Raw genomic sequence first — 19668 nt, 5'->3', positions numbered from 1 at the left:
GTAGCAAGATCCTCAACAAGGACCGACCGGACCGTCCGGACGGCAACCTTCTGGGGGCCAGATGCTTACGACGTATCTTCACTACGGGCTGCTGATTGCCTTGGCAATTGCGCTGGTCTTTGCGGCTTGCACCGATATCAAGCGGCGTCAGATCGACAACTGGCTTAACGCTGCCATCGCCCTGGGCGCGCCAGTGTTCTGGTGGACCAGCGGTCTGGCCCTGTGGCCCGATGTCGCGCTTCAGTTCGCTGTGGCCATTGGCGCCTTTGCACTGCTTTCCATTCTGTTTGCCTTGAGAATGATGGGCGGCGGTGACGTCAAACTGTTGACCGCACTCGCGCTGTGGATCGAACCCGGCGCGTTTTTGCAGCTGCTTATTATCATGGCGATTGCCGGCGGCGTTCTGACCATCGTGATGGGCGCCTGGCATTTCCTGCTCAATCAAAAAGAACGGCTCGCGATTCCGTACGGCGTCGCGATCGCTTTCGGCGGATTGTGGGTCCTCGCGGCCAACTACATCCCGGAAGAATTGCTTTCGGGCAATGTCGGATGAACCTGATTTTAACCAGTTCGGACGTACGCATCGCAACCATACCGGCCCGATAACCACAGTAGGGCACATTTAAGGGGGCTAGATTAGCCATGGATAGGAAGAAGCTGGTTCTGCTCATTGGAGCGCTGATCATCGCGGTCGGCACTGCCTTTGCCGCACGGACGATGTTCGCTGGAAGCGCTGCTCCTGAAGCAGAAGCTGCACCCGTTGGCCCGAAAGTGCTCGTTGCGCAGCGTGCGCTGCCTGCCGGCACAATCATCACTGCTGATGCCATGGGCTATCAGCAATGGCCTGAAGAGCTTGTCCAGGACGCGTACTTCATTGACGGCGAATCTGACATCAATCAGCTGCTCGGCACCGTCGTGCGTCATCCGATCACTGCAGGTGAGCCGGTTACGCAAGGTTCGCTGGTGAGCCCTGGCGATCGCGGCTTCCTTGCCGCTGCTCTCTCACCTGGCATGCGCGCTGTTACCGTTCCGGTGTCGGCACGTACGGGTGTCGGAGGCTTCATTTTTCCGGGCGACCGTGTCGATCTGGTTCTTACACAGACCATCAAAGCCGCAGAGCTCGGTAAGGACTTTCAAGGTTCCGAAACGATCTTGAACAACCTTCGCGTGCTCGCAACTGACCAGTCGACCGAGCAGGCAACTGATCCGCAAACCGGTAAAACGATCGTTCGGGCTTTCCGTACGGTGACCCTCGAAGTCACACCAAAGTACGCGGAAAAAGTCTCGGCAGCGCAGTCGATGGGAACGCTTAGTCTCGTTCTGCGCTCGCTCGCCGACAACCAAGCAGAGCTCGAGCGCGCAATTGCTAAAGGCGACGTTGTCATTCCAGATGGCGCTTCTCCTGAAGAAGAAGAGCGTATTCTCGAGGCAGCGAAAAGCCGTCCGACTGAAGGAAGCAAGTCCTTCCAGACGGCATACAATGTCTCGCGGTTCCGCACCATCGAAGATGCCAAAATCAAGGCGCAAGTTAACGCTAAGATCCAGGAACGTGAGAGGCTTCAGCAAAGTCGCGCCTCTTCGCGGAGATCAACAACGACATCCACAAGGAGCACCGCTCCGGTCAACCGCGGACCCAGTGTCCGGGTGACTCGCGGCAAAGCGACGACGCAAGTTCCAGTGAATGCACCATCCGGTGCCCAGGGTCTGCCGCAGGGCGCACCCACCGGACCACTGATCCGCTGAGGACCAACAAATGTCGATCCTAACGAAACGTTTTGACGCCGTGAAAGCGGAAAATGGGAAACCCATGGGGGGCCAGACTATGAAACGCCTTACTGCCAAATTGCTGCTGGCGAGCATCGCAGCCGCACCGCTCGCCGCGGTTCCGGCTACGACAGCCACCGCACAGCAAGCCGTTAGCCCATCGCAGGATGTTGTCCTGTCGATCGGACGCGGACAATTGATCACGGTGCCTGGCGCTATGGCCGATGTGTTCGTAGCCAACGAAAACGTTGCCGATGTCCAGGTCAAATCGCAGCGCCAGCTCTATGTCTTCGGACGGGCCGGCGGTGAGACCACGATCTACGCCAGCAACTCTGCCGGTACGGTTATCTGGTCGGCCAACGTCCGCGTCGGGTCGAACATCGACAGCATCGAACAGATGATGTCTCTGGCCATGCCAGACGCCAAGATCGGCGTTGCCACTATGGGCACCAATACAGTGCTGTTGACCGGTACGGTTGGCGCTCCTGAAGATGCTGCCGAGGCAGAACGTTTGGTTCAGGCATTCCTGGGCGAAGACGCCAATGTCATCACCCGCCTGAAGACGGCAACTCCGCTGCAGGTGAACCTGCAGGTGAAGTTCGCCGAAGTGAACCGCAATCTGCTTCGCGAGATTGGCGGCAACCTGACCACCGCTGACGGAACCAATGGTTTCCGCGGAGGCATCGGCACAGGCCGTGCACTCGGTCAAGCCGACGGCTTCAATTATGGCGGCCCGCTCTCTTCAGGTTCAGGTGTTGCCGGCGTGGCTCAGCAACGCCTCGTACTCGGCGCCAATGGCCTTCCCGTCCTAAACGACGACGGCACCTTCCTCACGCAGACCATCACTGGTCCGGGGATCGACTCGCAGGGTGGAACTTCGCTCGCCGGTCTTGGCCGCCTTTTTGGCGTCAACGTCCTCGGCGCGCTTGACCTGTCCGAAAGCATCGGTCTGGTCACCACTCTTTCACAGCCTAACCTGACAGCGCTTTCGGGCGAAACCGCCACGTTCCTTGCGGGTGGTGAATTCCCGATCCCGATCAGTGAAGGTCTTGGCAACGTCTCGATCGAGTATCGCAAGTTCGGTGTGAGCCTCGCTTACACGCCGACGGTTCTCGCGAACGGTCGGATCTCGCTTCGCGTACGTCCGGAAGTTTCGGAACTGACAACCCAGGGGGCAGTCACGCTCAACGGTTTCCAGGTTCCGGCACTGACGGTGCGCCGCACCGAGACGACTGTCGAACTTGGTTCAGGACAGAGCTTCATGATCGCTGGCCTGATGAGCAACAGCTCACAGAATGCGCTCGACAAGGCTCCTGGCCTTGGGGACGTTCCAATCCTGGGCAACCTGTTCCGTTCGCGCTCGTTCCGTAAGGGCGAAACCGAGCTGGTCATCGTGGTGACGCCGTATCTGGTGAAACCGGTCGATGCCAAGGACATCAAGCTGCCAACCGATGGCTACCACTCAGCCAACGAGTTCGAACAGCTGATCACCTATCAGGACAATGCCGGCGTTTCGGGTGAGCAACGCCCTGGCCCGAGAGCAGCTGGTGAAGACGGCAATGCGCCGACACCGGATGTCAGCAATGCCGATCCTTCCGCGATCACTCCGAATAACGCTCCGACCGAGCGCCGGACCGATCGCAAGAAACGCAAAAAGAACCGCTCGGCAGACGCCGCGGCTCCTGGCTTCAGCCTCTAACGTGAGAAAGGTGAATACGATGACCTTTGCAAAATACAGCAAGCTGTCTGGCGCACTCGCCCTCTCGCTTGGCCTCGCGGTCGCGGGTTGTGCAGGAATGCCGACCAATACGAGCCTTTACAGTGACAAGCAGGCAGTGGTCGAACGCACGAACTACACGTTCGATGTGCAAACCAATGGCGGCGGTCTGCCGATTTCGGAACAGCAACGGTTGAAAGGCTGGTTCGACACGATGGGCCTTGCCTATGGCGACCGCGTTACTGTCGATAACCCATCGGGCAATCCCGCAGTGACCAGCGCAGTCAATGACCTTGCCGGTCGTTACGGTTTGATCGTTGGCGAAACCGCTCCGACGACCGCTGGTTTTATCGAGCCGGGTCAAGCCCGCGTGGTGATCACTCGTTCGACCGCTTCGGTTCCGGGCTGCCCCGACTGGTCTGCCAAGGCCGACAGCAACTACATGAACGCGACCAGCCCCGGCTACGGTTGCGCGGTAAACGGCAACCTCGCTGCGATGGTCGCCGATCCACAGGACCTGCTCGAAGGCAAGAAAGGCAGCGGTGAAAACGTCGTTGCAACTTCGAACAAGGCAATCACGACCTATCGTGAAACAGCACCAACCGGCGCTGCCGGTCTGCAAGATGCACAAAGTGAAGGCGGAGGAAACTAATCCATGAACGCTCCCTGGAAATCCGGTCTTCCCGGCAATCGCGATCCGTTTGCAGCCTATATCTGCGATGACAACGCGCTGGACGTTCTGCGTCCCGTCATCATCGAAATGGGCTGGCAGCCGGAGAAGTGCAACAAAGGCGGCCTGCGCAATGCGATCCAATCGCTCAGCGTCAGCGCCAGCCCGGCAATCCTCGTGGTCGACCTTTCGGAAAGCGGCGATCCGCTGAACGATATCAACGCGCTGGCAGAAGTCTGCGAGCCGGGCACCGTGGTTATCGCCATGGGCCAGGTCAACGACGTGCGCCTGTATCGCGATCTGCTTGCCAGCGGCATCCACGACTACCTGCTGAAGCCACTTTCGGCCCAGCAAGTGCACGATGCTCTGAACCAGGCTCTGGCCATCTTCACTGCGCCGAAGGCTGGTGAAGGCGAAACGGTCAAGCGGCACATTTCGACCGCTGTGGTCGGGACGCGTGGTGGTGTCGGCGCTTCGACGCTCGCAACCTCGCTCGCATGGCTGTTCAGCGACCAGCATCAGGCTCCGACTGCGCTGCTCGATCTCGACGTGCACTTTGGAACCGGCGCGCTGGCACTGGACCTTGAGCCGGGCCGCGGCCTGACCGACGCAATCGATAACCCAAGCCGTATTGACGGCCTGTTCATCGAACGCGCCATGATCCGCGCCAATGATAATCTGTCGATCCTGTCGGCAGAGGCTCCGATCAACCAGCCGCTGATGACCGATGGTTCGGCTTTCGTGCAACTGGAGGAAGAGTTCCGCCAGGCGTTCGAAATGACCGTGATCGATCTGCCGCGCAACATGCTGATCAACTTCCCGCATCTGCTGACCGACGTGAACCTCGTCGTTCTGGCTTGCGAGTTCACGCTGGCTTCTGCCCGCGACACTATCCGCATCCTGTCTTGGCTCAAAGCCAATGCGGCGCACGCGCATCCGATGATCGTGGCCAACAAGGCACAGCTTAATGTGGCCGAGATCAGCAAGTCCGATTTCGAAGCCTCGATCGAGCGCAAGGTCGACTTCGTCGTGCCTTACGACGTCAAGGCAGCATCGAATGCGGCCAAGCTGGGCCAGGTGTTCGTCGATGCCAATGCTTCGAGCAAGGCCACGGCCGCAATCAAGCAGATCGGCGAGCGCATCATGGGTGCCAGCGAGGAAGACGATATGTCTTCGGTGACGGAAGAGAAGAAGTCGCTGCTAGGCGGGTTCGATCTGAAATCGCTGCTCGCGAAGAAAGACAAAACCGAAGCGGAACCGGCTGAATAAGGCGCTGCGTGGGAGGCAGAGCATTCGCTCCGCTTCCCATTCAGACCGCAATAAACAGCCCCGTTGAACGACGATTAACCAGGACCGACCCTTATGGATATGTTCCAGACCCTGATCATTTCGATTGCGATCTTTGCCGTGATCGTCGTTCTGTACCTGATTTTCGACAGCAGTGGTGCAGGCAAGGCGCAGAAGCGCCGGCTTGAAAGCCTCGTCCATCGCCATTCGGAAAGCATGGATGCCAAGGTTGAATCGCAATTCAAGAAGGCGATTGCCGCGCGCAAGCCAAAAACGCACAAGGTCGCAGGCTCAGGCTCGCGTCTCGAAGCGCTGGAAAACCGGCTGGACCGGACCGGCAAACCGTGGACGGTTTCGCAATATATCTACGCATCGCTCGGCCTTGCACTCTTTCTTGCCGTGATCATCTTCATCCAGAGCGGTGCCGCTTTGCTCGCGCTTGGCGTAGGCGTTTTGGTGGGTGCAGGCATTCCGCACCTCGTCGTCGGCTTTTTCATCAAGAAGCGGACCAACGATTTCAACTCGAAGTTTCCCGACGGTATTGAATTGCTCGTACGTGGTTTGCGTTCGGGTCTGCCTGTCACGGAAACGCTCGCTGTTGTCGCACAGGAAGTTCCCGGCCCGGTCGGCCTTGAATTCAAAGGCATCGTGGAGCGGATCAAGATCGGTAAGTCGATGGAAGATTCATTGCAGGAAACTGCCGACCGGCTCGGCATCCCAGAATTTAACTTCTTCTGCATCACACTCGCCATTCAGCGTGAAACCGGTGGTAACCTTGCTGAGACGCTCTCAAACCTTGCCGACGTGCTGCGCAAGCGCGGCCAGATGAAGCTCAAGATCAAGGCCATGAGTTCGGAATCGAAAGCATCCGCCTACATCGTTGGCGCGCTGCCGTTCATCGTCTTCGCCATGATCTGGTGGATCAACCCGGGCTATATTGGCGGGTTCTTCACTGACGATCGCCTGATCGTGACCGGCCTAGGTGGGCTCGTCTGGATGGGCATTGGCGTCGGCATCATGGCCAAAATGGTCAGCTTCGAAATCTAAGCGGGGACACGACATGATTCTTGAACAACCCGCAGGCCCTACGCTTCTCGGCTTCGACGTCGTCATGGTCGGCACCGTGCTGGCCGGGATGGCAGCCTTTGCAGTGATCATGGCAATCTATGCCGCGGTCACGATCAAAGACCCGATGGCCAAGCGTGTCGAAGCGCTTAACGAACGCCGCGAGCAGCTCAAAGCCGGTATCATAACCGGCGGCACGAAAAAGCGTGCGAGCCTGGTGCGCAAATCCGACACCACCGACAAGGTGAAAGATCAGCTCGGCAAGATGAAAGTCTTGCAGCAGAGCCAGGTCGAAGCCGTGCAGCAAAAGCTCGCATATGCTGGTTACCGGAACAAAGAGCTTGCAGTCCTTATCATCGGTCTGCGCGCGGTCTTGCCGGTCATCCTCGGTATTCTGGGCTTTGTGGTCGTTTATGTGATCAACTTCTTCCCGGAATGGGGCCCGATGTACCGGCTTGGGGCAATGGCTGCTCTGATCGGCCTGGGTTACAAAGGCCCAGAGCTGTTCCTGAGCAACAAGGCGTCAAAGCGCACCTTGGAGATCCAGAAGGGTCTGCCGGACGCACTCGATCTGCTGGTGATTTGTGCCGAAGCTGGTCTGACCGTCGACGCCGCATTCAACCGCGTCGCCAAGGAGCTGGGCCGGGCCTATCCAGAGCTGGGTGATGAGTTCGCGCTCACGGCTATTGAACTGTCGTTCCTCAATGAGCGCCGACAAGCGTTCAACAACCTCGCCTACCGCGTCAATCTCGAAGCGGTCAAAGGCGTGGTGACCACGATGGTCCAGACCGAACGCTACGGTACTCCGCTAGCCAGCGCACTGCGTGTGCTTTCGGCGGAATTCCGTAACGAGCGCATGATGCGCGCCGAAGAAAAAGCCGCGCGTCTGCCGGCGATCATGACGGTGCCGCTGATCCTGTTCATTCTGCCGGTGCTGTTCATCGTGATCCTTGGCCCAGCGGCCTGCTCGATCAACGACGCACTGCTCAGCGACTAAGCTGTTCGACTAACCCTGGACGGGTAATGGAACGCGCGGTTGGTCGGGAAATCCCCGCCAGCCGCGCGTTTCGCTTCTTGGTGCTTAGCCTTCGGTGAGGTCTGCGGCGCGGGCCCGCATCCGTTCCAGCAGTGCGCGGAACTGCGCCCGCTCTGCAGCATCGAATCCCTCGAACAGGTCGCGTTCCGTCTGCAATGCAAGCGGCATCACTTCCTGATGGATCGCCCTGCCCTCGCCCGTCAGTTCGAGCAGGTGCGAGCGGCCATCGCGCGCATTGGGTGCCCGCGCCACAAGCCCGCGTTCTTCCAGGACTTTGCAAGCGCGGTTCACCGCGACCTTGTCCATCAGCGTCGCTTCGGTCAGGTCGCGCTGAGTTGCCGCCCCGGCGTCGCCAAGCACGGCCATCACCCGCCATTCGGGGATCTTGAGCGCGAAACGCTTGCGGTATCGTTCGGAAATCAGCTCGCTGACCGCGTTCGAAGCGACGGACAATTGGTAGGGCAAAAAACCCGCCAATTGCCCCGCGCTGGCGGCCGGATTGTCATTGGTGGCGCTTGTCATGGAACTGGTTTCCCATGAAACCATCCCGCAATGCAAGACCGACCCGGATTACTCGTAGCCGCGCGCTTCCCACCAAGGATAGAAATCGGGCATGTCTTCGCTGACCTTGCCGGGATAGACCGGCTTGCGTTTGTCGAGGAAGCTGGCGATCCCCTCCTTGGCATCGGCCCCGCGCGACAGCGTGTAGATCGCGCGGCTGTCGATCTTGTGCGCTTCCATCGGATGATCCGCGCTCATCAGACGCCACATCATCGCCCGCGTCATCGCTACCGAAATGGCCGAAGTATTCTGCGCGATCTCGGATGCAAGGTCCTGCGCAGCACGCATCAGATCACCCGGTGCATGGACAGAGCGGACCAATCCTCCCGCCTTGGCTTCTTCGGCATCGAATACCCGACCCGAATAACACCATTCGAGCGCCTGGCTGATCCCGACGATGCGAGGGAGGAACCAGCTCGATGCCGCCTCCGGTACAATCCCGCGCCGCGCGAACACAAACCCGTAGCGCGCAGTGTCACTCGCGAGGCGGATGTCCATGGCAAGCTGCATCGTCGCGCCCACACCAACAGCGACACCATTACAGGCCGAGATCAACGGTTTCTTGCTCTCGAACAGGCGCAAAGTCAGCAGGCCCCCGCCATCGCGTACGCGCTCGTCTGACAGATCCTCGACCTGATCGGCGCTGGAGAACACCTGCCCTCCCCCTTCGGGCGTCAGATCGGCGCCAGCGCAAAATGCGCGATCGCCAGAGCCGGTAAAGATCACCGCCCGCACGCTGTCATCGGCATCGATATCATCCATCGCCGCCATGATCTCCGCCCCCATCGTTCGGGTGTAGGCGTTCATCTTCTCCGGACGGTTGAGCGTGATGGTGGCAACACCATCGGCCTTGTCGACGAGGATTTGGGTGTAGTCGGTCATCTTGGTCTCTCTCCTTCGCAATCCACGTTGCCACGCTTCCGGCAAAAGAAAACCCCCGCAAAAGCGAGGGTTTTCGAATTCTGAGACTATAGCGGAGACTTCGGCCCCAAGGGCCGCAACGGCGACCGCCCGCCCCCTTCGGCTGGCTGGCAAGCCTGCCGCTCAGGATAAACTCCGCGATGCGATCTCTGATCGCATGAGCGAGGATATCGCACCCCGGATGGGGTGCGGAAAAATCAACGCGGCGCCATCCGGATCGCGCCATCCAAACGCACGTCTTCGCCGTTGAAGTAGCCGGTCTCGATCATCGTCATGGCCAGCTTGGCGTACTCTTCCGGCATGCCCAGACGCTTGGGGAACGGGACGGATGCGGCGAGCGCTTCCTTCACCTGCGGCGGGGCCGCGTTCATCAGCGGGGTTTCGAAGATACCCGGCAGGATTGTGTTTACGCGGATGCCTTCGCGCATCAAGTCGCGCGCGATCGGCAAGGTCATGCCGACGACGCCGCCCTTCGATGCGGAGTAGGCCGCTTGGCCCATCTGACCATCTTCGGCAGCGACCGAAGCGGTGTTGACCATCGCGCCGCGCGCGCCGTCTTCATTGATTGGGTCGAGCGTCATCATACCGGCTGCCGACTTGGCGATGCAGCGGAAGGTGCCGATCAGATTGACCTGGATGACGAAGTCGAATGCAGACACGGGAAAGTGCTTGATCTCGCCGGTCTGCTTGTCGCGGCTGGCGGTCTTGATCGCATTGCCGATGCCTGCACAGTTGACGAGGATCCGTTCCTGACCGTGTGCTTCGCGGGCCTTCGCAAAACCTGCGTCGACATCGTCATCGCTGGTCACGTTGACCTTGCAGAAGATGCCGCCGATTTCGGCAGCCATGGCCTCGCCCTTTTCTTCGTTCATGTCGAAGATCGCGACTTTTGCGCCCTTGGCGGCCAGCGCGCGAGCCGTTGCTGCGCCGAGGCCCGAGGCTCCGCCGGTAACGACGGCGGGGGTGTTGGCAGATACTTCCATTTAGACTTTCCTCTCAGATTTGGATTGGGTTCAGACCGATTCAACGATGGTGACATTGGCGACGCCGCCGCCTTCGCACATCGTTTGCAGGCCGTATTTCTTGTCATGACGCTTAAGCGCGTGGACGAGCGTCGCCATCAGTTTAGTGCCCGACGCGCCGAGCGGGTGGCCGAGCGCGATTGCGCCGCCATGGACATTGAGCTTCTCCGGGTCAGCACCGGTATGCTTGAGCCACGCCATAGGCACAGGCGCGAACGCTTCGTTGACTTCATACAGATCGATATCAGCCATCGTCATACCAGCGCGTTCAAGCGCGCGGTCGGTCGCGAACAGCGGCTCTTCGAGCATGATCACCGGGTCGCCCGCCGTCACGGTCAGGTTATGGATGCGCGCCATCGGCGTGAGGTTGTGACGCTTGAGTGCCTCTTCGCTGACAACCATCACCGCGCTCGAACCGTCGCAGATCTGGCTGGCTGACGCCGCAGTGATCTTGCCATCGGGCGCGAGCAGCTTGACACCTGCGATCCCTTCCAATGTCGCATCGAAGCGAATGCCTTCATCGACCGTGTGCATTTCGGTGCCTTCGGGCGTCTCGATCTCGACCGGAACGATCTCGTTTGCGAACGCGCCGGCCTCAGTCGCGGCGATCGCGCGCTTGTGGCTCTCAAGTGCAAACTCGTCGAGCTGCTCCTTCGAAAAGTCATGCTTATCGGCGATCATCTGCGCGCCCATGAACTGGCTGAACTGGACGTTCGGGTACTTCTCCATCACGCCGGGGGACATGTAATTGCCCAGCCCTTCCTTCATGTGCAGCGTCATGTTCGAGCCCATCGGGACGCGCGTCATGCTTTCGACACCGCTGGCAATCACAACGTCCTGAGTGCCGCTCATCACGGCCTGCGCGGCGAACTGAATCGCTTGCTGGGAGGAACCGCACTGGCGGTCGATCGAAACAGCTGGAGTGGATTGCGGCAACAGCTTGGAAGCCAAAACGCCCATGCGGCCCACTTGGCCCGCCTGCTCGCCCGCCTGGCTTACGCAGCCTGTCACTACGTCATCGACGGCCTCGGGATCGATCCCGCTGCGCCCGACGACTGCATCGAGGCTCTTTGCGAGCAAATCAACTGGGTGGACGCCAGCAAGACGACCACCGCGGCGCCCCCCTGCAGTCCGAACGGCGTCGACAATATAAGCTGTAGCCATGGGGGTGATCCTCTCGTTTACGTAAACGTTGCTATTTGCCACTCGACTATGGGAGCGCGCGAGCCAAATCAAGCTCGCAAAATACCAGTCTGCGAAACTATCGATGCATCCGCGCTTGCCCTTGCTGATTGGCGGTCGCTATCAGGCGAGCATGATCGGCCTTTCAGCGCAGGACTGGTATAGCAAGGCGTCGACCGCGTCACAGACGGGCGATCTTGTGGGCGCCCTCTCTGCCATTCGCAGCGGCCTGAAGGCTTATCCGAAAGAGGCGTTCTTGTGGCATGCAGGGGGCAGCGTGCTACTAATGCAGGGCCGACCGGTCGAGGCGGCCGAGCATTTCGGCAAGGCATTTAAACTCGAACCCAAACAGTTCGATCACGCTGTAGATCAGGCGATTGCCCTCAACGCGGCGGGCCACAACCGCGAAGCGCATGCTGTGCTTCGAAAGATCGAGAAGAAGGGTAGCAAATACGCGCATTATTGTTCCACCCGCGCGAATGCCGAACGGGCGCTGTCGAACCTCGCAGACGCGGCAAAGTGGTACGATCGGGCGCTGCGGATCGAACCGGGGCGACCCAAGGCACTGGTTGGACGCGCCGATGTCGCGATGGAGCGCGGCGAGCCAAAAGCGTTGGAACGCTTCGAACGGGCGCTGGAACTCGATCAGGGTAATCCCGCGCTATGGCTGGGCAAGGCTCAAGCCCTTGACCATTTGGGCGACCATGATGGCGCGATCACGATCATGGAGCAGGTGATAGAGCAGGCTCCCGGCTTTACCGAAGCGCATCGCTGGCTGGCCCAACTGCGGCACACTAGGGGCGATGCGGACTTCGCATCTCATTTTGCCAGCGCCGCCAAGAAAGCCCCGCAAGACCCCAATATTCCGGACATGTGGGCAAAGACGCTCGCCGGGTTCGGGTGCGATTCACAGGCGGCAGAGGTCGCGGCCAATGCACGCATGACCAGCAAGGCGGAATCCCACTTTGCCATGCTGGAAGCGGTCTATGCCGGGGCAGCTGGCGATCACGACCGTGCCGAAGCTATCTTTGCAAGCCTCGATGACAACAGCCTGAATCGCCTGACGCATGAAGCGCGGCACCGCATCAGACGCGCCGAATTCGAAACGGCAGAAAGCCTGCTCAATCAAGCTTTGGAGCGCACGCCCGGTGATATCGGAGCTTGGGCGCTGCTGGATATGCTTTGGAGGCTTACGGACAATCCGCGCGCGCAATGGCTGCACGGTCAGGATGGCCTCATCCAGATGCGCGAGCTGGAATGCAACGACCGCCTGATCGATCAGGCGGTGTCGGAGCTGCGCGGCCTGCACGATGGAGCAGGTCAGCCCTTGGGACAGAGCGTGCGCGGCGGCACGCAGACGCGCGGACGGCTGCTGGACCGGACCGAGAAGGTTTTTACCGACCTGCGCCGCGCAATCTGGCGCACGCTCGACGCCTATCGCAAGGAATTGCCACCTGCCGATCCGGCGCACCCCCTGCTCGCTCACCGGGATGCGCCTTGGCAATTGCAGGGATCGTGGTCCGTGCGGCTGACGGGCGGCGGATCGCACCATGCCTCGCATATCCACCCCAACGGCATTATCTCGAGCGCACTCTATCTGGTGGTCCCCGAAGAGGCGCAGGATGAATCCGCGAAGGAGGGGTGGTTGGAGCTCGGCAGCCCGCCGGTCGATCTATCGCTTGATCTGCCATCCCTTACACGGATCGAGCCCAAACATGGGCATTTGGCGCTGTTCCCTTCGACTCTTTACCACGGCACTTCACCATTTGGTGCGTCCGAAACGAGCGAGCGAATGACAGCCGTATTCGACGTTGTACTCAGCAGGTAACGTCTCAATTCAGGCGGCGCACCCTGCCTGCGCTCTTGTCATTCACCCGCGCCTTGAAACTGCCCAGCGCGGCTCGCTTGATGACAATCGTGTCACCTGCCTTGAAGCGTTTGCGCCCAGGTGAGTCCTCGGTCTGAATCCAGCGCGCTCCATCTTCCAACTCAAAGATAAAACGCCCATTGTCGAGACGCCTTGCCGATGTAAGCGTTGCGGTCAGTTCGTTCACCTTGTCATCGTCGTCATCCCCGCCACCGAACAGCTTGATATTGGGCAGCTTCAGCCCGAAAAGCCCGCGCTTGGCTTCGGCCACCTGTTCACGGTCGGCAATCACAAGCTCACGCGATTCCTGCGCAGCATAAACGACAGCTACCTCGCGGTCGAAACAGGCGAGCCGTTCATCCGGGTCTGCGATCTCCCGGCACTTGAACAGTTTGCCCACCACTTCTGGCGTCCCAATCGCGTCAGCCGGATCGCTCTGTGCGGCTGCAGGACCCGTTACCAGACTGACACAAACAGCAAGGCAAACTGCCAGTTTGATCGTGCGCATAGCAATTTCTCTCCAATCGAAGGTGCGACAATTGTGTTGGTACACGTTAGCCAAAAGTGTTGCCAGACAACACTGTGCGACTTTCAGGAATGCCCGAATTGTGCGGATTCAAATGGTAAATTGCACATGTTAAGCAGTGTTGCACGACTGCTACACCGCGATTTCAATTTCGCGAAGAGCGCTAGGATTGCTTCCCTTGTGCACGGCAAGACGCCTAACCCGACAAATAGGGACTAATTGGGCGGAATCCGCGCGCTATGCTGCGCGTGTTCGGCCTCGACTTAGCCCAATGCACTGGATGAAGTTGAGCCGCTTGCCCCGCGCTAGCTGCAAAATCTCATCCGCCACGTGTCTTTCGTTTAGGTGAAAGACATTAGTCATGAGGGTAAAAAACCATATGAAGATTTCCAACCAGCTTCGACTGAGCGCTGGATCGTTGGCAGTCGGCTTGGTTCTCGCTTCGGCTCCTGCATATGCGCAGGATGCTGATGTCACCACCGATGGTGATGAAGCAGAATCCGTCGAAAACCAGATCCTGGTCACCGGTTCGCGTCTGAACGTGAACCCGAACCTTGAGGGCGCAAGCCCGGTTCTGTCTGTTTCGCAAGAACAGATCCGTTCGCAGGGTACAGTTCGTGTAGAAGACCTCGTCAACCAGCTGCCGCAGGTTTTTGCCGGTCAGGCCGGTGAAGTTTCGAACGGTGCATCAGGTACCGCTACGCTGAACCTTCGCGGTGTCGGCTCAGTCCGTACGCTCGTACTGATCGACGGTCGCCGTCTTCCTTACGGTTCGTCGAGCATTTCGTCGGCAAACCTTGACCTTATCCCGACCCAGCTGATCGAGCGTGTTGACGTTCTGACCGGCGGTGCTTCGGCTGTGTATGGTTCGGACGCTGTTGGCGGTGTTGCCAACTTCATCCTCAAGCGCGACTTTGAAGGCATCGAGCTGGATTTCCAAGGGAACTTCCAGCAGACCGGCAACGGCAATACGTTCTTCAACAACGTAACCGCTGCTGCACAGCAACCGCTTGCTGAACCAATCATCGACGGCGTTGAGTTCTCTGCCACCGCGATGATCGGCACCAACACGGCTGATGGCCGTGGTAACGTCACCATCTACGCAAACTACGAAAAGCGTGAACAGGTTACCCAGAACAACCGTTCGTTCTCAGCTTGTACGATTGGTGAATCGGGCTCTGCAACTAGCTTCGGCGGTGCCGGCTGCGTTGGTTCGTCCAACTTCCGCCGCTTCGCAGACTTCTTCAACGGCGACGGCGTAAACGATGACGTATTCCAGCAGGAAGACGGCACGCTTGTTCCATTCGTTGGTGGACCTGCACAGACCTATAACTTTGGTGCGCTGAACTTCTTCCAGCGTCCATCCGAGCGTTTCACGCTCTACGGTCGTGCGCACTATGACATCACCGACAACATGGAAGCGTTCCTCGACATCAGCTACACGGACGTCTTCTCCGACGCCCAGATCGCTGAATCGGCATCGTTCGGTGTTCACCCGATCAACTGTGGCAACCCACTGATCCAGAACACTCCGGGCATCGACCTGGCAACTGAAGTGTTCAACTGCTCGGCTGACGATATCGCCAATGATGTCATCATCCCGAACGCGTTCGCTTCTCACCGTAACATCGAAGGCGGTCCACGTAACTCGCGCCTCGAAAACAGTGCCTTCCGTATTGTCGGCGGCCTGCGTGGTGACTTCGGTGACGGCGTTTGGGCTTACGAAGTGTTCGGTCAGTATGCCGAAACATCGGACAGCTCGCTTTCGACCAACGACTTCATCATTGCGAACCTCCAGCAGGCATTCAATGTTGTTGACGACGGCAACGGTAACGCTGTTTGTGCAGATCCATCTGGTGGTTGTGTTCCTTACAACATCTTCCAGCGTGGTCCGAATGGTGAAAGCCTCGTGACGCAAGAAGCTCTGGACTTCATCCAGGGCGTCGGCATCGTGATCGGTTCGACTTCGCAGCTCGTCGCTGGTGCCAACGTTCAGGCTGACCTTGGCGAGTATGGCTTCAGCTCACCACTCTCCGACGAAGGCATCGCTTTCCTCGTGGGTGTTGAGTATCGTGAAGACACTCTGGAATCGATCCCTGATGAGATCAGCCAGGTTCCAGGCGGCGGCTTCACCGGCGTCGGCGGCGCTACGCTTCCGGTTGCTGGTTCGGTCAACGTCTACGAGATCTACACCGAGCTTCAGATCCCGTTGATCACCGACAAGCCGTTCTTCGAGGAACTGACCCTTTCGGGCCAGTATCGTTTCTCGGATTACAGCGCTGAGGGTAACAACACGACCAACAGCTTCAGCACCAATGCATTCGGTGTGCAGCTGACCTGGGCTCCTGTGTCAGACATCACGCTACGTGGTCAGTTCCAACGCGCTGTCCGTGCACCAAACGTGATTGAGCTTTACACGGGCCAGAACACTGGTCTGCCAAACCTCAACTCGGCGGTGAACTCGAACGGCGATCAGATCTTTGATCCATGCTCGACGGCATTCCCGACTGCATCGCAGGCGGCTTGTGCGAACACTGGTGTGACCGCAGCTCAGTTCGGTAACGTCCCTGATGTTATCTCGGGCCAGACCCAGTCGCTGACTGGTGGTAACCCGAACCTGAACCCGGAAGAATCGGACACATACACCTTTGGTGCTGTGCTTGAGCCGAGCTTCATTCCGGGTCTGACGGTCTCGGTGGACTACTTCAACATCACTGTTGATGGCTTCATCGCTGCCGGTATCGCTGCTCAGACCACTCTTGATCAGTGTCTTGCGACGGGCAATGCAACGTTCTGTGATCTGATCACGCGTGCATCGAATGGCTCGCTTATCGCCGGTATCCCGGGTGTTGGTTTCCAACAAACCAACCTCAACATCGCTGAACTCGAAACCGCTGGTATCGATGTTCAGATCAACTACCGGACTGATATCGGATCGCTCGGCGGTCTGCGTTTCGACTATGCGGCAACCTATCTGGACAAGTTCGACTTCGCGTCGTTCCCAGGTGATACGCCGATTGAATGCGCTGGCTTCCTCAACAACGGTTGTGTTGCTCCGGTGAACCCGGAATATCGCCACCGTGCTCAGGTGACATGGGAAGGACCGCTCGGCGCTGAAGGCGTCGACGCGTCGCTCGCATGGCGTCATTTCTCAGGGACCAAGAACGAAACCGTTGCTGACAACCCTCAGATCGATGACAACCTGCCAGCAGTGAACTATCTCGACTTCTCGTTCTTCGCTGAACTGAACGACACGATTTCGCTGCGTGGTGGTGTTCTGAACCTGACCAACGATCAGCCGCCGGTTTCGACCTCTTCGGGTCCGCCGCTCGGTAACGGTAACACCTTCCCGACCATCTACGACACAGCTCGTACGGTGTTTGCTGGGATCAACTTCCGCTTCTAATCGAAGCGTAAGCGAACCAAACAAAGGAGCCGCGGACTTCGGTCCGCGGCTTTTTTTGTGTCTTCGGTGAGCGGGCAAAGAGCGTGTCTACCTGCGGCGGCCACTGCAGTCCCCAACTCGAGGCTGCGGTCTACCGATCCTCGTCGATGACGTCGGCACGCGGGATCTCTCGCCGCTCCCGGAAGATCGCTCGGCTATGACGCCAAGAGCTCGCGGGCGCTCCGACTTTCGTCGGTGCCTGAAAGACGGCCATCCCGAGCGTGAACACGGCCGCTCCCGCCGGACTAGCATCAAAGGTTTGATGCGACGCTTCCACTGCTTCGCAAGCAGCGACACGCTAGCTTACGAGGGGAAACCAAGCGATCCTATTGCCATGCATCGGATCCGCAGAGCGCGGCTGCCATCGCCCGGTTATGCGCCTTTCAGCAGGCCAGTGGTCACGAAGGACCAAACCGCTACACGGGAAAGCCAACGCCCAAAGAAAAGGGCCCGCCAATCAGGCGAGCCCTCTTTTGTGTCGCAATCTGAATGCGACAGACTTGATGTAGAGCGGTCGGCTTACAGGCCGCCCGGACCGCAATCGTTGGCAAGAAAGTCCAGCATCTTCGTGTAGAGCTGCTGTTGGTGATCGAACATGAGGTTGTTGTGATCGACACCTTTCAGCGTCAAGAACTGGCCAAGCGAACCTTTTCCAGCCTTTTCCAACGCCGATTTATAGTCTTTCAAGTGGTAGTAGCGGACCCGTGAATCTACGTCACCGTGCGCCATTAGCAGCGGAATATTGGCCTTCGCCACGTCCTCAATCGGGTTGACGCCGATCATACCTCTGCGCTTACCCCAATCATCCAACGCCTTGGGAGAGTTTGTCCCACGTCGGTTGCGATAGGATTTAGCGGGATCAGAAACCCCTGCCATTGCGATTGCGCACTGGTAGATATTGTCTTCTCGCTGCGAAGCAACAAGCGCGGCATAACCGCCGTAAGACCAACCATAGAACGCCACACGGTCAGGATCCACAAGCCCCTGCTCAATCAGGTACAGGGCACCGTCATCCTTGTCATCCTGCATCGCCAAACCATGCTCGCCGTAACCAGCATCGAAGTGTGACTTGCCCCAACCGGTTGAAATGCGGTTTTGCGGGTAGAGAACCATGTAACCAGCGCTGGCCAGCATCTGCCCGATTTCATTGTAACCCTGAACCGCGTTGACGTGCGGCCCGCCGTGGTGCTGAACGACCAACGGGAACGGGCCTTCCCCTTTAGGAACAGTGACATAGGCAGGTATCATTCGCCCATCACGCGCCTCGTAACGAATGTACTTAACATCCGAAAGCTGATCGGGATTGATAAGAGGGTTTCGGCTGCCCAGCTTGGCCATTTGACCATCTTTCACCATCCAGAACGAGCCCGGATCACGTGGACCGGAGTTCTGAACGATCATCGTGTTTCCATCCCTCGACCGGCTGGTGATCGAGATCTGGTGAGCGTAAGGAATTTGCTGTTCTAGCGCTTCATAAAGCGCCTTTTCCTCTTCATCAAACCAATGCCGCTCACGCTTGGCTCCGGGGTACATTGCAGCGACAAGCTTGTTGTTCCCGGGAATTGAGTGCGTTTGGACTCCCATGACGTCGGAGTCTTCGGCCTGGAACATTTTTTCGCCGAAGTCACCTGATGTGAAGTCGAACTTGTAGAGAGCGGCCTTATCCTCACCATCACGGTTGTCGATGATGTATCCGATATTCGTATCCTTATCGTCGAAGCCCACTAGACCCTGAAAGCCACCGAGGACGCGGTAGAGGTTTTCATGGTCATCGAGATCAAATTCGTCTCCGAACTGCGTCCAAGATCCCTCGCCTGGTCGCCTGAAATAATAGCTGAGCTTCTTCGTTTCGTTGTCATAGCCCTCGGCATAGCGAGGGTTGCCATCGATATCGAAGGCCAGATTCGAATACTTTTCGTTCCCTTTGATGACGAGCTTGCGCGACCCTGAGCGCAAATCGAACTTATAGTACGAAACAGGTCGAAATGCCGCGAATGGATCGACGCCAGAGCTATCGGGAATCGCGTTTCCTGTCCCGATGAGAATATGGTTAGGCTCATTGGGCAGCAGACCTTCGATCCCGAAATTTCCGTCAACCGTGCTGAACTTGTTTTCTTCTAGATTGTAGAAATAGGCCTTGAAGCTTCGGTGATTTTCTTCGGGCCGCGTTACTCGTTTACGAACCTCTTGCCATGCCGATCCGAAAATATGGTTGTCGCTGACCCATCTCGCTGAGATGATTTCCATAGGGTCCGCTGCAAGCGTGCGTACCGGTTCAGATAGGTCGTCAGTCCTAAAGATTTGCAGCAGATATTCGCCGTCTTTTGTGGGGTTGATGTGAACGAGGACGTGCTTGCCATCAGGAGACACCTGCACCGCATTCACAACATTGCGAAGCGACCAAACATCGACGGGTATGCTGGATTGCGCCTGCGCTTCAGACGGTGCTGCGACGCTAAGGCCGAGGATACTGACGCCGACCATTGCGGCCATCAGTGGTGCTTTGAGTAATTTCATAATTGCGACTCTCATGAAATGAGTGATGAGATTGGATGAAGTGGCGAGCCGCGCGTCCTCCTCGGCGTCTCCCCCTGATGCGCAATAA

15 protein-coding genes are annotated in these 19668 nt (G+C 58.4%); 9 read left to right on the top strand and 6 right to left on the bottom strand.

Features of this window, described 5'->3' with window-relative positions; genetic code table 11:
* The first annotated feature begins 61 nt into the window (after positions 1–61).
* The 7 genes from Q0837_RS01815 to Q0837_RS01785 all read left to right on the top strand — a co-directional run bounded on the left by Q0837_RS01815 (position 62) and on the right by Q0837_RS01785 (position 7500).
* A complete protein-coding gene (locus tag Q0837_RS01815; RefSeq protein WP_298464503.1) occupies positions 62–553 on the top strand; it encodes a prepilin peptidase in 492 nt (163 codons plus the stop codon).
* Positions 554–642: 89 nt separating this feature from the next.
* A complete protein-coding gene (cpaB, locus tag Q0837_RS01810) occupies positions 643–1743 on the top strand; it encodes a Flp pilus assembly protein CpaB (RefSeq protein WP_298464499.1) in 1101 nt (366 codons plus the stop codon).
* Between the two features lie 79 nt (positions 1744–1822).
* A complete protein-coding gene (locus Q0837_RS01805) occupies positions 1823–3463 on the top strand; it encodes a type II and III secretion system protein family protein (RefSeq protein ID WP_298464496.1) in 1641 nt (546 codons plus the stop codon).
* A 19-nt stretch (positions 3464–3482) separates the two neighbouring features.
* Positions 3483–4133, top strand: a complete 651-nt coding sequence (locus Q0837_RS01800) for a CpaD family pilus assembly protein (protein ID WP_298464493.1) — start codon at positions 3483–3485, stop codon at positions 4131–4133.
* A gap of 3 nt (positions 4134–4136) precedes the next feature.
* Entirely contained in the window at positions 4137–5420 is a 1284-nt protein-coding gene (locus Q0837_RS01795) for a pilus assembly protein CpaE (protein ID WP_298464490.1), read from the top strand.
* Between the two features lie 93 nt (positions 5421–5513).
* Positions 5514–6485, top strand: a complete 972-nt coding sequence (locus Q0837_RS01790; protein WP_298464487.1) for a type II secretion system F family protein — start codon at positions 5514–5516, stop codon at positions 6483–6485.
* 16 nt (positions 6486–6501) lie between these two features.
* On the top strand, positions 6502–7500 hold the full coding sequence (locus Q0837_RS01785) for a type II secretion system F family protein (RefSeq protein WP_298469715.1): 999 nt from the start codon (positions 6502–6504) through the stop codon (positions 7498–7500).
* An 84-nt stretch (positions 7501–7584) separates the two neighbouring features.
* On the opposite strand, the gene Q0837_RS01780 is transcribed toward Q0837_RS01785, so the two are convergent.
* The 4 genes from Q0837_RS01780 to Q0837_RS01765 form a co-directional block, all read right to left on the bottom strand.
* Positions 7585–8061 (bottom strand): MarR family winged helix-turn-helix transcriptional regulator, encoded by a 477-nt coding sequence (locus tag Q0837_RS01780; protein WP_298464485.1) that lies wholly within the window; start codon positions 8059–8061, stop codon positions 7585–7587.
* Between the two features lie 48 nt (positions 8062–8109).
* The gene (locus Q0837_RS01775; RefSeq protein WP_298464481.1) at positions 8110–8982 is read right to left on the bottom strand and encodes a crotonase/enoyl-CoA hydratase family protein; all 873 of its coding nucleotides are present in this window, start codon (positions 8980–8982) and stop codon (positions 8110–8112) included.
* A 236-nt stretch (positions 8983–9218) separates the two neighbouring features.
* Positions 9219–10004, bottom strand: a complete 786-nt coding sequence (locus tag Q0837_RS01770; protein ID WP_298464479.1) for an SDR family NAD(P)-dependent oxidoreductase — start codon at positions 10002–10004, stop codon at positions 9219–9221.
* A gap of 30 nt (positions 10005–10034) precedes the next feature.
* Complete coding sequence (locus tag Q0837_RS01765; protein WP_298464476.1) at positions 10035–11207, bottom strand: acetyl-CoA C-acetyltransferase; 1173 nt, start codon at positions 11205–11207, stop codon at positions 10035–10037.
* Between the two features lie 151 nt (positions 11208–11358).
* Here Q0837_RS01765 and Q0837_RS01760 point away from each other — a divergent pair, with 151 nt between their 5' ends.
* The gene (locus Q0837_RS01760; RefSeq protein WP_298464473.1) at positions 11359–13053 is read left to right on the top strand and encodes a tetratricopeptide repeat protein; all 1695 of its coding nucleotides are present in this window, start codon (positions 11359–11361) and stop codon (positions 13051–13053) included.
* A 4-nt stretch (positions 13054–13057) separates the two neighbouring features.
* Here Q0837_RS01760 and Q0837_RS01755 read toward each other — a convergent pair whose 3' ends face one another.
* Entirely contained in the window at positions 13058–13600 is a 543-nt protein-coding gene (locus Q0837_RS01755; protein ID WP_298464469.1) for a hypothetical protein, read from the bottom strand.
* A 397-nt stretch (positions 13601–13997) separates the two neighbouring features.
* Between Q0837_RS01755 and Q0837_RS01750 the strand changes: the two genes are divergently transcribed.
* Positions 13998–17024, top strand: a complete 3027-nt coding sequence (locus tag Q0837_RS01750; RefSeq protein WP_298464466.1) for a TonB-dependent receptor — start codon at positions 13998–14000, stop codon at positions 17022–17024.
* Between the two features lie 558 nt (positions 17025–17582).
* Here the strand turns inward: Q0837_RS01750 and Q0837_RS01745 are convergent.
* Positions 17583–19580, bottom strand: a complete 1998-nt coding sequence (locus tag Q0837_RS01745) for a prolyl oligopeptidase family serine peptidase (RefSeq protein WP_298464464.1) — start codon at positions 19578–19580, stop codon at positions 17583–17585.
* Positions 19581–19668: the final 88 nt, after the last annotated feature.

Source organism: uncultured Erythrobacter sp., assembly GCF_947499705.1.
Taxonomy (GTDB): domain Bacteria; phylum Pseudomonadota; class Alphaproteobacteria; order Sphingomonadales; family Sphingomonadaceae; genus Erythrobacter.
This window is presented reverse-complemented; position numbering and strand designations above follow the sequence as displayed.

Excerpts from the sequence above, each read along its gene's own strand:
- Q0837_RS01765 (WP_298464476.1), bottom strand. The coding sequence starts at position 11,207 with ATGGCTACAGCTTATATTGTCGACGCCGTTCGGACTGCAGGGGGGCGC.
- Q0837_RS01800 (WP_298464493.1), top strand. The coding sequence starts at position 3,483 with ATGACCTTTGCAAAATACAGCAAGCTGTCTGGCGCACTCGCCCTCTCG.
- Q0837_RS01750 (WP_298464466.1), top strand. The coding sequence starts at position 13,998 with ATGAAGATTTCCAACCAGCTTCGACTGAGCGCTGGATCGTTGGCAGTC.
- Q0837_RS01790 (WP_298464487.1), top strand. The coding sequence starts at position 5,514 with ATGGATATGTTCCAGACCCTGATCATTTCGATTGCGATCTTTGCCGTG.
- Q0837_RS01805 (WP_298464496.1), top strand. The coding sequence starts at position 1,823 with ATGAAACGCCTTACTGCCAAATTGCTGCTGGCGAGCATCGCAGCCGCA.
- Q0837_RS01815 (WP_298464503.1), top strand. The coding sequence starts at position 62 with ATGCTTACGACGTATCTTCACTACGGGCTGCTGATTGCCTTGGCAATT.
- Q0837_RS01755 (WP_298464469.1), bottom strand. The coding sequence starts at position 13,600 with ATGCGCACGATCAAACTGGCAGTTTGCCTTGCTGTTTGTGTCAGTCTG.
- Q0837_RS01795 (WP_298464490.1), top strand. The coding sequence starts at position 4,137 with ATGAACGCTCCCTGGAAATCCGGTCTTCCCGGCAATCGCGATCCGTTT.
- Q0837_RS01780 (WP_298464485.1), bottom strand. The coding sequence starts at position 8,061 with ATGACAAGCGCCACCAATGACAATCCGGCCGCCAGCGCGGGGCAATTG.
- cpaB (WP_298464499.1), top strand. The coding sequence starts at position 643 with ATGGATAGGAAGAAGCTGGTTCTGCTCATTGGAGCGCTGATCATCGCG.
- Q0837_RS01745 (WP_298464464.1), bottom strand. The coding sequence starts at position 19,580 with ATGAAATTACTCAAAGCACCACTGATGGCCGCAATGGTCGGCGTCAGT.
- Q0837_RS01775 (WP_298464481.1), bottom strand. The coding sequence starts at position 8,982 with ATGACCGACTACACCCAAATCCTCGTCGACAAGGCCGATGGTGTTGCC.
- Q0837_RS01770 (WP_298464479.1), bottom strand. The coding sequence starts at position 10,004 with ATGGAAGTATCTGCCAACACCCCCGCCGTCGTTACCGGCGGAGCCTCG.
- Q0837_RS01760 (WP_298464473.1), top strand. The coding sequence starts at position 11,359 with ATGATCGGCCTTTCAGCGCAGGACTGGTATAGCAAGGCGTCGACCGCG.